Annotated in this window: 10 protein-coding genes; 5 read left to right on the top strand and 5 right to left on the bottom strand. The window is 54.2% G+C overall.

Annotated features, from left to right (window positions below; all coding sequences use genetic code 11):
* Positions 1 to 8 precede the first annotated feature (8 nt).
* On the bottom strand, positions 9 to 500 hold the full coding sequence (locus tag NW747_RS03115; RefSeq protein WP_273187970.1) for an RpnC/YadD family protein: 492 nt from the start codon (positions 498 to 500) through the stop codon (positions 9 to 11).
* A 6-nt stretch (positions 501 to 506) separates the two neighbouring features.
* Complete coding sequence (locus tag NW747_RS03110; protein ID WP_273187969.1) at positions 507 to 1,025, bottom strand: hypothetical protein; 519 nt, start codon at positions 1,023 to 1,025, stop codon at positions 507 to 509.
* Positions 1,026 to 1,852: 827 nt separating this feature from the next.
* On the opposite strand from NW747_RS03110, the gene NW747_RS03105 reads away from it, so the two are divergent.
* Positions 1,853 to 2,749, top strand: a complete 897-nt coding sequence (locus tag NW747_RS03105; protein ID WP_273187968.1) for an isocitrate lyase/PEP mutase family protein — start codon at positions 1,853 to 1,855, stop codon at positions 2,747 to 2,749.
* A 160-nt stretch (positions 2,750 to 2,909) separates the two neighbouring features.
* Complete coding sequence (locus tag NW747_RS03100; RefSeq protein WP_273187967.1) at positions 2,910 to 3,554, top strand: DivIVA domain-containing protein; 645 nt, start codon at positions 2,910 to 2,912, stop codon at positions 3,552 to 3,554.
* Positions 3,555 to 4,293: 739 nt separating this feature from the next.
* Here NW747_RS03100 and aroD read toward each other — a convergent pair.
* Positions 4,294 to 5,052, bottom strand: coding sequence for a type I 3-dehydroquinate dehydratase (gene aroD / locus NW747_RS03095; protein ID WP_273187966.1), 759 nt, complete (start codon positions 5,050 to 5,052; stop codon positions 4,294 to 4,296).
* Positions 5,053 to 5,064: 12 nt separating this feature from the next.
* Positions 5,065 to 6,177, bottom strand: a complete 1,113-nt coding sequence (locus NW747_RS03090) for a M24 family metallopeptidase (protein WP_273187965.1) — start codon at positions 6,175 to 6,177, stop codon at positions 5,065 to 5,067.
* A gap of 722 nt (positions 6,178 to 6,899) precedes the next feature.
* Here NW747_RS03090 and NW747_RS03085 point away from each other — a divergent pair.
* Both NW747_RS03085 and NW747_RS03080 read left to right on the top strand, forming a co-directional pair.
* Positions 6,900 to 8,339, top strand: coding sequence for a class I adenylate-forming enzyme family protein (locus NW747_RS03085; protein WP_273187964.1), 1,440 nt, complete (start codon positions 6,900 to 6,902; stop codon positions 8,337 to 8,339).
* Between the two features lie 58 nt (positions 8,340 to 8,397).
* A complete protein-coding gene (locus NW747_RS03080; protein WP_273187963.1) occupies positions 8,398 to 9,012 on the top strand; it encodes a Maf family protein in 615 nt (204 codons plus the stop codon).
* Positions 9,013 to 9,668: 656 nt separating this feature from the next.
* Here the strand turns inward: NW747_RS03080 and NW747_RS03075 are convergent.
* Positions 9,669 to 10,850: an iron-containing alcohol dehydrogenase gene (locus NW747_RS03075; protein WP_273187962.1), complete on the bottom strand. Its 1,182-nt coding sequence runs from the start codon at positions 10,848 to 10,850 to the stop codon at positions 9,669 to 9,671.
* Positions 10,851 to 11,520: 670 nt separating this feature from the next.
* Between NW747_RS03075 and NW747_RS03070 the strand changes: the two genes are divergently transcribed.
* Positions 11,521 to 12,564: an ABC transporter substrate-binding protein gene (locus NW747_RS03070; protein ID WP_008859613.1), complete on the top strand. Its 1,044-nt coding sequence runs from the start codon at positions 11,521 to 11,523 to the stop codon at positions 12,562 to 12,564.
* Positions 12,565 to 13,058: the final 494 nt, after the last annotated feature.

Genomic DNA, 13,058 nt, shown 5'->3' with positions numbered 1-13,058 from the left:
TTTTCTTTTTATTTATTTTTCCCTATCATCTGTTTTTTGATCTCTTCTACGGTTTCCAGAGGAAGACTGGTACCCTTTGATACGTCTTCTACAGAAAGGCCCATGGAAAGCAGGCGGAGGGCGGTCTCATTCAGACCCGCCAGTCGACCTTCTGCACGTCCTTCCTTGCGGCCCTGGACCAGGCCTCTGTTCAGGGCTTCTTCTGAAATGTTTAAGCTCAAATTGCATATGGTACTCATCTCCTGTTCCATTTCCGGTGTCATTTCAATGTGATATTCTTTCTTCAAAATGTTTCTTTTCGAGTCAAAGGTCTGCTGGCTTTCTGTGAAAAGGACCTGCAGCAGGTGAATCAGTCTGTCTTTGTCTGCCTTTTCCCCCAGGCTGATAAGAACGATGTTGACCAGGTCATAGTTTTCCGGTGGTTCCTCGTAGCGGTGGAGCAGGTGTTTTTCCTCCAGGCGGTAGCGATTGATATAGCTGTCTCTGTTGGGCGAATCCATGCAGATCTAAATGGAATAGATTTTCTTGATACTATTATAATCCTTGCCTTCAAATTCCCGCTCTTTCTGTGAAGAAATCAGGCGGCAGGCATAGAAGACGGCCCTTTTCATCAGATGGTACCCCAGGGTCAATTCTTTCTGGCTGCGCTGGGCTTCCACGTTGATAATGAGGGTCATGGGTTCTCCTGTTCCCGGTGCGCGGGCGTGGAAGAGGATGTCGTAGGTGATGTATCCTTCCTTCGGCACCCCGTCTTCATTGCGGCCGCCTGAGATTTTGGAAGGCACTGCATTCGTAAGGCCCGGGGCTACAGGGATGCTTCCCACAAGCGGCGTTCCTTCAATATATTTTTCCGCAATGTCATCGATGCTGGCATCCTGGAATTCAGGGACCACCTTTTTGACGATTTCAGCGAGCAGTTTCCTGCTGGCCAAAAGGTGCTTGGCGTGCTGGTCATACTTGGCATTATCTGAACCGTACAGGGAATCCATCATATTTTCCGTGATGATAAATCTTTGCTCTGTCATGGATTCGCCTCCTTTCTCTGCCCTTATTGCAAAGGAATAGGGAGGCTGCTGCAAGAAAGGAGTGGCTTGGGATTTGAGTGGGGCGGTCGGACGTCAGGCTGGCGGCGGACTGGACTTTTTCATCGATTTTCCCCCTTTCCATAGGAAGGAGGAAATCCATTTTAAGAAAGTGCGGCATGCCGCACTTTTATAAAATGAGATTTTTCATGAGATTGCTATCGCAGTCAAAGTCGTATACAATAGGGACAGATGTCATTTTATTATTTTGCGGCATGCCGCACTTTTGTAAAATGGATTTTTTTATGAGGCTGCTATGGCTGCGGGTGACGCATGCCATGGGGGCAGAGAATAGATGACCGGCGGGGAGGCTTTCATTTTTCTTTTCCTGCCCCTTCTTGACAGGAGTGACGGGGGCTATTATAATGTTTGGTAAATATTAAAGGCGATGAACAGGATTGAGCTTGACCGGAAATGACAGAGAGCCGGGAGGATGGAAACCGGTATGGAAGGAAAGCGTGTCCCCTGGGAGCTTCGAACTGAAGTGCAGTAAGTCCGACGTAGGTCCGCGTTAGGGATATGGAGTATAATGCAGGGTGGTACCGCGCGATTGCGCCCTTGTCCGTAGGACAAGGCTTTTTTTATTTCCATCTTTGTGTATGCTCCTTGAGATATAAGTAAGAGTGGTACCGCGCCAAAGCGCCTCTTTTCTGCCGTTTCTGCAGGAAAGGGGCTTTTTCTTTTCTGTGGATGGCGAGGGATTCTCTTTTCCTGTCTCATCACTATGGCTATTTTTATTTGATCTGTATATGTACCAGGAGGTTGTCATTATGAAAACAGCAACAGAAAAACGTATCGCATTCCGTAACAATCTGAAATCCGGAAAAATTATGATTGCTCCAGGCGTAGGCGATGCCCTGGGGGCTAAAATCGCAGAAATGGCAGGCATTCCCTGCCTGGCCATGGGCGGCTACTCTGTATCCGCATCCCGTCTGGGACAGCCGGATGTAGGTTTTCTTTCCTGCACGGAAATGGCGGAGCAGCTGACGGGTATCTGCAATGCCGTGGATATTCCTGTGGTGGCTGATGGCGATACAGGCTATGGCAATGCGCTGAATATCATCCGTACGGAAAGAATGTTTGAACAGGCCGGCGCTGCCTGCATTTTCTTCGAAGATCAGGTATGGCCGAAACGCTGCGGCCACATGGATGGCAAGCAGGTCATTTCTGCTGAAGAACATGCCCAGAAGATCCGGGCTGCTGTGGATGCCCGGATCGATAAGGAAACCATGATTATGTCCCGCACCGACAGCCGCGCTGTTTATGGCATTGATGACGCCATCGAAAGAAGCAAGCGCTATGCTGATGCCGGCGCAGAGATCTGCTTTGCCGACGGCATCGGAAGCCGGGAAGAACTGGAAAAATTTGCCCGGGGCATGGAAGGTACCGGTGCGTACCTGGTAGCCAATATGATTGAAGGCGGCAAGACACCGCTCATCCCTGCCAAGGAACTGGAAGAAATGGGATACTCTGTGGTATTCTGGGCATGCAGCGCTGTATACACCATTTCCAAAGCCCTCTATGACCTCTTCTCCGGACTGGAAAAGAACGGCACCACCGAAGCCAGCGCCAAGGACATGATCGAATTTGGTCGTTTCAACCATATTATCGGATTGGATACGTATAAGCAGCTGGAAAGAAAGTATAAGGTAGACCGGGACGACTAAGAAAAAGGAAATCGTTTAAGGAGCAGCTGGGTTCCCGTCTTTCGGGGCTGTTTCGTCAAAAGGGCCGCATAGTCGGCCTTTTTGATTGGAAATTTGCCGAAATCTATGAAAACAAGTACAATAGGAAAAGAGACTCACATCACTTCAAGGAGGCGCACCCATGATTACACCAATGGATATTCATAACAAGACCTTTTCTAAAGGCCTTCGGGGCTACAGCGAAGAAGAGGTTAATGACTTTCTCCGGCAGATCGTAGCGGATTATGAACAGATTTACCGGGAACATCGGGAAATGGAAGAGCAGATGGACCAGATGAAGACGAAGCTGGCCAACTACGAGAAGATTTCCGAAACCATGACCAATACCCTGCAGCTGGCGAAGGACACCGCAGAAAATGTGAAGAAGAACGCGAAACGGAATGCGGAAATCCTCATTGCCAATGCCCACGCCGAAGGAGACCGTCAGATCCGGGAAGCGGAAGAATCCCGCCGCCGTCTGGTGGAAAACATGATCCGCACGGAAGGAAATATGAAGAACTATGTAGGGAAGATCCGCAAGGAACTGCAGCTGGCGCTGGCAGCCATTGATGCCCTTGACCGAATCGAGGCGCCCAAGGTAGCAGGCTATCCGCCGGTAGAAGAAAAGAAGGAAGAAACACCGGCTGTGGAAACAGAAGAGACTGCCGAAACCGCTGAAACTGCAGAAACTGCAGAAACTGCGGAAACTGCGGAAGCCCCGGAAGAAGAAGCGGCGCCGGCCGAAGAAGCACCGGCTCCGGAAGAAGCAGAAGAACAGAAAGAATAAGGAAATAAAAAAGGCTGTGAAGAAATGAAGCACATTTCTCACAGCTTTTTTCGTGGGTTCAGGCGCCTTTCGGCGCGGTTGGGATCGGGATCGGGACCTGGGCGGCGCTTTCCGGTATTCCCGAAGGTTGACACGCCTTATGGACAAGCCCTGACGGGCTTGAGGGTTCAAGCGCCTTTGGCGCTCGGGTTCAAAAGGTTCAGAGGGTTCAAAGGGTGAAAGTGGGCGCCTCTAAATTATAGAAGGCGTCCTCTTATGATAAAACCTTGACAACCGCCCTAGCGGGCGATGGAGATTCCCCCCTTTGGTGGCGCTGGCGCCACCACCTTGCCCGGTGGGAAGCATGTCACTGGATTCGCGGGTCGCGGGGCTCTCCTATGAATCCAGTTCCTTTGCCACCCTCGCAAGCGGGGGCACTATAACCCGTGCTTACTGTAGAGCCATTTATGAAGAGAGTGTTTCGCGGTGTTTTATTCTGCCCCCGCTTGCGGGGGCAGTCCGGCGAAGCCGGATAGGGGGAGGCGAGCGCAGCGAGCCAATCAGCAGAATGCTTATCATGTCATATGACAGTGAAAGTAAATCCCGTAACGCTGACTTTATAAGCATTGCCCATAGGGCAATCCATAACCCTCGGGCCAACGGCCCGTCAAACTTACGAACCCTCCGGCCCATAGGGCCGGTCAATCCTAAGAACCTTTCCTTTTGAACCCTATGAACCCTCAAGCCGCAGGCGTGTCCTTTATTTATACAATATTTCCAGCAGGGTTCGTGCTTCTTCTACGGTGAGCTGGCCGGGAGCGCTGGCTTCTTTTCCGGCGGCGAAGGTGAGGGGGGCGCCCAGATGGTTCCCGGCGACTCTGGTGAGGACGCCTGTGGGGCCCATGCCTATGGTGATGATGGGGGTGTCGGAGAAGCGCTGGCCTACCCGGGCAGCGGCGTTTATGAGGGCGGCGGTGTCCAGGGGCGTCTTTGGCATGACGGCGATTTTCAGGATGTCCGGATGGAAGGAGCGCATATTTTCCAGGGTGTCCACGATTTCCATTTCCGAAAGAGCCCGTTTGAATTTGTGGTAGCTCATGAGCGTGGGAATCTTCTGGGCTCTGGCCCGGGCCATGAGGATTTTGGTGTCCAGCATTTCGTGGCCGTATTCAATGTCGATGATGTCGGCCCACCGGGAGGCGAGGATGAGGGAGATGAGTCTTATATAGTCGCCGCCGGGGGTTTTATGGACACCGCCCTGGCTTTTGGTGCGGAGGGTGGTGAGGAGCGGGGTGTCCTGGAAATGGGAGCGGATGATGCGGAAGGCTTTGTCCAGGTCCTCTGTGGCGTTGAAGTCTTCCTTATTCAGGAGGTAGTCCACCCGCCATTCCAGCATGTCGGGGCGCTGGCTTTCCAAAGCGGCGCATTCCCGGTCCAGTTCTTCGAAGGAAGAGGAAACCAGGGGGACACAGATTTTGGGCCTGCCTTCGCCGAGTACCATATGTCTGATTTGAATCATAATTTTCTCCTTTCAGGAAATCTGCCAGCCCCGGGGCGCATGGTTCAGTACTTCGCAGCCTGTGTCGGTGACCAGTACCAGGTCTTCCACGCGGACGCCGAAGCGGCCTTCCAGATAAATGCCCGGTTCAATGGAAAAGATCATGCCCTTTTGGGCGATGAGGGAGGAGGCGGCGCTGACTTCTCCTTCTTCGTGTTCTTTCAGGCCGATGAAATGGCCCAGACGGTGGGTGAAGAAGGGACCATAGCCGCCGTCTTCTATGTGCTTTCTGGCGGCCCGGTCCAGCTCCGCCAGGGGAATGCCGGGGCGTACCAGGGATTCCGCCAGTTCGCCGGCTTCTCGTACCAGACGGTGCACCTTTTCCTCCTCTTCCGTGGGAAGGCCGGTGAAGAAGGTGCGAGTCATGTCGGAGCAGTAATGGTCCTTCCGGCAGCCTATGTCAAAGAGCACCACTTCGTTTTCGGTAAGTTTCGTGTCATCGGGCATATGGTGGGGATCGGCGCCGTGGGCACCGAAGGAAACGATGGGCGGGAAGGAAAAGCCTTCGGCCCCTTCTTCCTTATATATGGCAAGGAGCCTCTCGGCACATTCCTTTTCTGTCACGCCCGGGCGGATCCAGCGGGAAATCCGTTCCATGGCCCGGTCATTGATGGCTGAGGCCAGACGCATGGCGTTGATTTCCTCTTCGTCCTTCACGGCCCGCAGGCGGTCCACCAGAGGTGAGCCGTTTACAAAAGAAAGGTCCCGGCGGAGGGCCATAAGGGTGAGAAGGAAATGGGACGGCCAGGTCTTGTCGATGCCCACCGTGCCTTTGGGCAGGCGGGAGGAAAGAAGGGCAGGGCCGTCTTCTCCGTCTTCAAAGGAAATATCCGCCGCCTCCAGCGAGGCTTCGGCGTCTTCCATGGAAAGCCCCATGCCTTCTTTCAGCGGAAACAGGCGATTCCGGATCCAGAAGAAAGGTCCTTCCCGGCAAATCACCAGCACTGTGAGCCGTTCGCCGGGGTGGATGATTTCCCCGGTGAGATAAAAGAGGGCGGCCGTCTCTGAAACGATAAGGGAGGAAAGGCCCATCTCCGCCAGTCCTTCACGGACGGCGGCGATACGCCTTTTGTATATGTCTTTCATAGTATCACTCCTTAATGCTTTCTTAACTCTATTATATAAGAAATGAAAATTTTTGCTGAGAAAGTTTTGGGGACCGTGGGATGGCTGTCCGCTATCTGCCCCTGAGCGAAAGCGATACACAACCCGCGGCGCCAGCCGCCACCACCCTATGGACACGCCCTTATGGGCGTGAGGGTTCTAAAGTTTGACGGGGCTATCGCCCGTGGGAAAACCATACAACCGCCATGCGGGCGAGGAAATGCAATCCCCCTTTGGTGGCTGGCGCCACCATCTTTCCCCCTCTTCGAGGTGGCACAATAACCCGTGCTTACTGTAGAGCCGCTTACGAAGCGAGGCTTCGAGGCGTTTTATTCTGCCCCCTGAACAGGGGGAAGTCCGGCGAAGCCGGATAGGGGGGCGAGCGCAGCGAGCCAATCAGCAGAATGCTTTTCATGCTATATGACATAGAAAGCCAATCCCGTAACGCTGACTTTATACTCATCGCCCAAGGGGCGATACCACAACCCTCGGCCCGAAGGGCCGTTGCCCCTTGAGCGAAGCGAACATAACCCGCCGCCGACAGGCGGCCACAACCCTCGGGGCGAAGCCCCGTCAACCTACCCCTCTGAACCCTCTGAACCTTTTGAACCCTCTGAACCCTCACACCGCAGGCGTGTCCATAGTGTCCATAATTTGAGATGCCATTTGTAATCTGCTACAATAGAACCAAAGTGAGGTGCGCTATGTTTATTCATGAAATCATCAACCAGGCGCCTTCAGACCATGTGGCCATTGAGGGCGATGAAAGGGTAACCTACGGGGAACTGAGGAATCTGGTTTCCCTGTATCGGAATCAGCTGTATGAGATGGGCATCCGACGGGGCATGAAAGTGGGACTGTACTCTGCCAACCGGGCGGAGTTTATTTATGTGCATCTGGCGGTAATCAGCCTGGGGGCTGTGATTATCCCCATTAACAACTCCCTGGTAGACCGGGAGGTGGACTACATTCTGAAGGACGGGGAGGCGTCGCTTCTGGTGACGGATACGAAACTTTCCGTTTCCATCCCCTCCGTGGATATCCATGACCTGGATTTCCAGGCCCGGCAGCGGAAGGCATCGGAGGTGCCGGCGTTTCCCTCGGACCTGACGGAGGATGAGGTGTGCGCCTTTGTGTATACCTCCGGCACCACCGGCAGTCCCAAGGGCGCCATGCTGACCCATCGGAATCTGGTGCGCAATGTGGAGCAGTTCACCCAGATGGTGATTTTCAAGCCGGAGGATAAAATCCTCTGTGTGCTGCCCATGTTCCACTGCTACGGTCTGACCACAGTCATTCACGCAGGCCTCATGCATGGAAGCACCATCGTTATCCTTCGCTCCAAGAATCCCTCGGAAATCATCAATGCCATTGTGGAGCACAGTGTCACCATGGCTATCATGGTGCCGCCCATGTACAACCTGCTGGCCCGCCGGGGCGAACCGTCGGTGATGCAGACGGTGCATGATTTCATTTCCGGCGGCGCCCCCATTCCCCAGCCTGTGGCCCAGGCCTTTTACGACCGTTTCCACCATCCCGTGCGGGAAGGCTACGGCCTCACAGAGGCGTCGCCGGTGGTGAGCGTCCTGCCGTCGGATCGGCTGAAATACCTGACTGTAGGGCCTGCCATTCCCGGCGTGGAAGTGAAAATCATGACAGACAGGGAAGACCCTTATCAGCCGGGCACCGTAGGCGAACTCCTGGTACGGGGTGACAATGTGATGAAGGGCTACTGGCATCGGGAAGAGGAAACGAAGAAGGTGCTGGAGCCGGATGGCTGGCTCCATACGGGTGATCTGGCCTACATGGACGAAGACCGGTTCATTTATATCGTGGACCGGCTGAAGGACCTGATTATCGTGAATGGGGAAAATATCTATCCCGGTGAAGTGGAAGACTGCATTTATGAAGTGGAAGGGGTTTCCGAATGCGCCGTCATCGGCCATCCCGACCCTCTCCGGGGACAGGTGGTATGGGCCTATGTGGTGATGAAGGAAGGATACGATTTTGACGAAAACCGGATCCGGAAATACCTGTCCAGAAACCTGGCCAGCTACAAAATCCCCCGCCGCTTCATTCCCATGGACGCCCTTCCGAAAAATGCGTCAGGGAAAATCCTGAAACGGGCACTTCGCAACAAATAAAAGAAACGGCGCTTCGCTGCGCCGTTTTTCGTATTTCACAAGAAAGGAAATCCAAATCATGCATATCATACTGGCATCCGCCTCGCCCCGCCGCCGGGAACTGATTCATCAGATCCGCTGGGAAGGGGACATAGAACCGGGTCATTTCCCGGAAGTGACCGATGAAAAAGAAGCCCTGGCTTTCATTCAAAAGAGGGGGCTGGAAACGGAATTCGCCCCTTTCTCCCGGGCCGGTCTGGTGTGCGTCGTCAACGCCTTCGGCAAGGCCGAAGATGCCGCTTCCCGACGGGGCGATACGATCCCCGTGGTAGGCGCCGACACCATTGTGGTGCTGGAGGACCGGGTACTGGGAAAACCCGGAAACCGGGAAGAAGCCTTCTCCATGCTCCGCAGCCTCTCCGGAAAAAACCACGTGGTCAAAACAGGTATGGCCATTTTGTACAGAGGGAAAATCAATCTCTCCGTCACCGCCACCAAAGTCAGATTCCGACACCTTAAAGAAGAGGAAATCAGGAAGTACATAGAAACAGGAGAACCCATGGACAAAGCCGGCGCCTACGGCATCCAGGGCCTGGGCACCCTTCTGGTGGACTCCATCTCCGGCTCCTACGACAACGTAGTAGGCCTGCCTCTGACAGTGCTCTATGAGAAAATGGGTGAAATCGTTGGTTAGGGAATGGCTGTCTGCTTACCGCTATCCGCTTACCGCCGATTGGCGGGCAGAATAACGATAGAGTGTCACATCGGTGCTCTGCCTTGTACACCCTTTCCCGCTTCGCGGGACTTCCCCTCAAGGGGAAACGAGAAAATAGGTGGCACTGGATATTGTGTCACATATGACACAGACAGCCAATCCCGTAACGCTTCTTGCGTCCCCTTTAGGGGAAGAGGGCCACAAAGTGGCGAAGGGTGTGCAAGCGAACTGGATTCATAGGGGAGCCCCGCGCCCCGCGAATCCAGTGAGACGCCATCCAGCGAAGTCGGTGTGGACGGTGGTAATCCTGATTATGATACTCTATGTAGACGTGACCGCCGAAAGGCGGCATTATAAAACTCATCGCCCCCTAAAGGGGAAACGACTCACTACATTTTGCGCGTCGCTAACGCTCCTTCATCCACTGCTGTCACTGACTCACTGGATTTTCAGGTCACTGATGCTCCCTTACAAATCCAGTTCGCATAGTGCAAAATGTGTTCGCTGTGCACCGCAGGGCGATACCACAACCCTCGGCCTGAAGGGCCGTCAAACTTAAGAACCTTAAGAACCCTCGGGGCGAAGCCCCGTTCACCCTGCCCTTTGACACGCCCGGCAGGGCGTGTCAAAGGGTTTTATAATGCCTTTTTATAAATAGCCACGAAGTCTTCTTCTGTGAGGGGGTAGAAGCCGTGGAGGATGCCGTCTGTGCTTTTCCAGGCCATGGCGTGAGCCGCCATGTCTTCAAAAAGGGCGTCGTCCAGGCCGATTTCAGAAAGGCGGCCTGGGAGGTAGAGGGATTTAGTGAAGAATTTCCGAAGTTTTTTGATGCCTTTCCGGGCGGTTTTGATTTCATTCTTTCCTTCCTTTACGCCCATGACGCGGACGGCGAAGCGGGCAAGGCGCGGCGCCGTTTCTTCGTTCAGCACATACTCCATGAAGGCGGGGGTGAGGATAGCCAGGCCCAGGCCGTGGGGAATGGGGAAGAAGGCAGAGAGCTCGTGCTCCAGGGCGTGGCAGGTCCAGGACACGGAGTGACCCCGGTCGATGAGGTCGTTGATGGCCCATTCGGAGTCCCAGAGCAGATTGGCCCGGGCTTCTTCATGGAAGCCGTCTTCCATGGCCAGCGGCGCCCAGTGGATGACGGAGCGCATCATGCTTTCCATGAATCCGTCCACTGCGTCGAAGCCTTCGGCCCGGTTCAGGTAGACTTCCAGAATGTGGGAGAGAATGTCTGCGCTGCCGTAGGCCGTCTGGGCGGGGGGAACGGTGAAGGTATTCTTCGGGGAAAGGAAGGAAACCCGGGGACGGAGGGCTTCCGTGGTCCAGCCCAGTTTTTCATGGGTGTCAGGATTGGTAATGACGGCGCAGCTGTTCATTTCGGAGCCTGTGGCAGCCATGGTGGGAATGGCCATGATAGGCAGGGCATGGGAAATCTGCGCTCTGGATTTCACTAAATCCCAGGGATCTCCATCGTAGAGGGCGCTTCCGGCAATGACCTTGGCAGTGTCAATGACGCTGCCGCCACCTGCCGCAATCACCAGGTCTATGCCCCTTTCCCGGCAGAACCGGGCGCCCTGCCGGGCCAGCGGCATCTCGGGGTTCGGCTTCACACCGGAAATTTCATAGGCCGAAATACCGGCTTTCCGGATTTCCTCTACGATAGTATCGTAAATGCCGTTTTCCCGGATGGAACCGCCGCCGTAAATCAGAAGGGCGTTCTTCCCCCAGTGGGGCAGCTCTTCGTGGAGATGGGAGAGGGCGTCATTCCCAAAGTACACTTTGGTGGGATTGTGATAGATAAATGGATCAACCATGGGAACCTCCTTGTAATGACTGGAATAGATAGTTCTATTATACCCCATGGGAGGGATGGCTGTCCGCTGTCGGCTTCCCTGGCGCTCTATGGGGCTTGAGGGTTCTAAAGTTTGACGGGGCTATCGCCCCGAGGGTTCTAAAGTTTGACAGCGGCTTTGCCGCTGAGGGTTGTGGTGGGCGCCTATGAATTGATAGAAGACGCCCTCTTATGATAAAACTTAACAACCGGGCTTTCGCCCGTGGGAAAACAGGCCAGCCTCGCTCCGCTCGAGGAAATGCATTTCCCCTTTGGTGGCTGGCGCCACCACCTTGCCCGGTGGGAAGCATGTCATATGATATAGAAAACTAGTTCCGTAACGCTGACTTTATAAGCATTGCCCGTAGGGCAATCCGCAACCCTCGGGGCCAAAGGCCCCGTCAAACTTACGAACCCTCCGGCCCATAGGGCCGGTCCATCTTAAGAACCCTTTTTCCACAACCCTTTTACACAACCCGCCGCCGGCAGGCGGCCACAACCCTCGGGGCGAAGCCCCGTCAACCCTCACACCGAAGGTGTGTCCCATGCCAGTGGCCCCCCTGGCCCCTTTTCTTCTTCCTGAAAATGGAGTAAAATACAGGCAATCGTTTATTCACCGGGGCTGCCCGGCGGTAGGAGAGGAGAATAGAAGAATGAATTTCAAAAAAGTATTTGCCATGATTCTGGCAGGGCTGATGGCTTTGACCGTTTCCCTGTCTTTTGCAGGCTGCGGAAGCAGCTCTGGCGGGTCATCGTCCGGCGGGGAGAAGAAGCCGGTGAAGGTGTCCCTGGCCATGCTCAGACTCACCAGCAGCGCACCGCTTTTTATTGCCATGGATAAGGGCTATTTCAAGGAAGAGGGCATTGAAATCGATCCCCAGTGGTTCGATGCAGCCCAGCCCATTGCGGTGGCCACCGCTTCTTCCAAGGTAGATGTAGGCGCCACCGGTATTACGGCAGGCCTGTACAATATGGCCGCCAAGGGACAGAAACTTTACATTGTGGCTGATAAAGGCCGGGAAGAAAAGGGATATTCCTCCTCTGCGCTTCTGGCTTCTTCTGCAGAATATGACAATGGCCTTACTTCCATTGAAGCGCTGAAAGGAAAACGGGTGGGCATTACCCAGAAAGGATCCACCTTCCACTACATGCTGGGACGGATGCTGGAATCCAAAGGCCTGACCCTGGACGATGTGACCATTGTGCCTCTGGGCAAGCTGTCCGCTGTCATGGCAGCGCTCCAGAGCGGTCAGATCGATGCCTGCATCCTGAATGAACCGAACATTACCAAGGTCAAGAATGAAGGCTACGGAAAGGAAATCACTCAGGTAAGCGCCGTGATGCCTTACCAGACCAGCGGTATTTTCTATTCCCCGGAATTTGCTAAGAATAAGGACGCTGCGGTCCGTTTCATGAAGGCCTACAACAAAGCCTGCAATGAATACTACAATGCCGTGGTGGATAAGAAGGACCCGGCCAAACTGGACGAAGTGGTAAAAATCATTGCCAAGTACGTGAAGACGCCGGAAGCGGACATCCGTCTGGGCCTGCCCTATGTAGACAAGAACGGCGTGCTTATGGCTGATGATATCAAGACCCAGATCGACTGGTATTCCTCCCATGGCATGATCGACGGGAAACTGGATGCCAAAGATGTGGTGAATACATCCTTCCTGGAAGAGGCCATGAAGAAATAAGGAAAAGCGCCGCGAAACCAGCGGCGCTTCCTTCGTTATGGGGCGCCCTTCCCACAGGCGAAGCCGCGCCCTTTTTTAAAATCTGCGGCGTCAACCGCCACCACCCTTTGAACCCTCACACCGCAGGTGTGTCCAAGGGTAAGAAACAAAAATGACACAGGCTGCCGATTGGCGGTCAGGATAGCGATGGGGTGTCAAATCGGCGCTCTGCCTTGTACACCCTTTGCCTCTTCGAGGCGTTCCCCTCAAGGGGAAACGAGAAGTATGGAGAGGAAAAACAGGGAGTCATATATTTCATGTACCATTCCGCAATTTCCCCTTTGGTGGTGAACGCAGAGAGCCAATCACCAGAATGCCTATCATGCCATATGATACAAAAAGTCAGATCCGTAACGTTGACTTTATAAGCATTGCCCGTAGGGCAATCCACAACCCTCGGGCCAACGGCCCGTCAAACTTACGAACCCTGAGAACCCTCGGGGCAAAGCCCCGTC

Source organism: Dialister succinatiphilus (assembly GCF_928721695.1).
GTDB classification, from domain to species: domain Bacteria; phylum Bacillota; class Negativicutes; order Veillonellales; family Dialisteraceae; genus Dialister; species Dialister succinatiphilus.
The sequence above is the reverse complement of the archived record's forward strand: the minus strand, read 5'-3'. Positions and strand labels throughout refer to the sequence as shown.

Coding starts and splice junctions, on each gene's coding strand:
- NW747_RS03100 (WP_273187967.1), top strand. CDS start 2,910: ATGATTACACCAATGGATATTCATAACAAGACCTTTTCTAAAGGCCTT.
- NW747_RS03115 (WP_273187970.1), bottom strand. CDS start 500: ATGGATTCGCCCAACAGAGACAGCTATATCAATCGCTACCGCCTGGAG.
- NW747_RS03110 (WP_273187969.1), bottom strand. CDS start 1,025: ATGACAGAGCAAAGATTTATCATCACGGAAAATATGATGGATTCCCTG.
- NW747_RS03105 (WP_273187968.1), top strand. CDS start 1,853: ATGAAAACAGCAACAGAAAAACGTATCGCATTCCGTAACAATCTGAAA.
- NW747_RS03090 (WP_273187965.1), bottom strand. CDS start 6,177: ATGAAAGACATATACAAAAGGCGTATCGCCGCCGTCCGTGAAGGACTG.
- NW747_RS03085 (WP_273187964.1), top strand. CDS start 6,900: ATGTTTATTCATGAAATCATCAACCAGGCGCCTTCAGACCATGTGGCC.
- aroD (WP_273187966.1), bottom strand. CDS start 5,052: ATGATTCAAATCAGACATATGGTACTCGGCGAAGGCAGGCCCAAAATC.
- NW747_RS03080 (WP_273187963.1), top strand. CDS start 8,398: ATGCATATCATACTGGCATCCGCCTCGCCCCGCCGCCGGGAACTGATT.
- NW747_RS03075 (WP_273187962.1), bottom strand. CDS start 10,850: ATGGTTGATCCATTTATCTATCACAATCCCACCAAAGTGTACTTTGGG.
- NW747_RS03070 (WP_008859613.1), top strand. CDS start 11,521: ATGAATTTCAAAAAAGTATTTGCCATGATTCTGGCAGGGCTGATGGCT.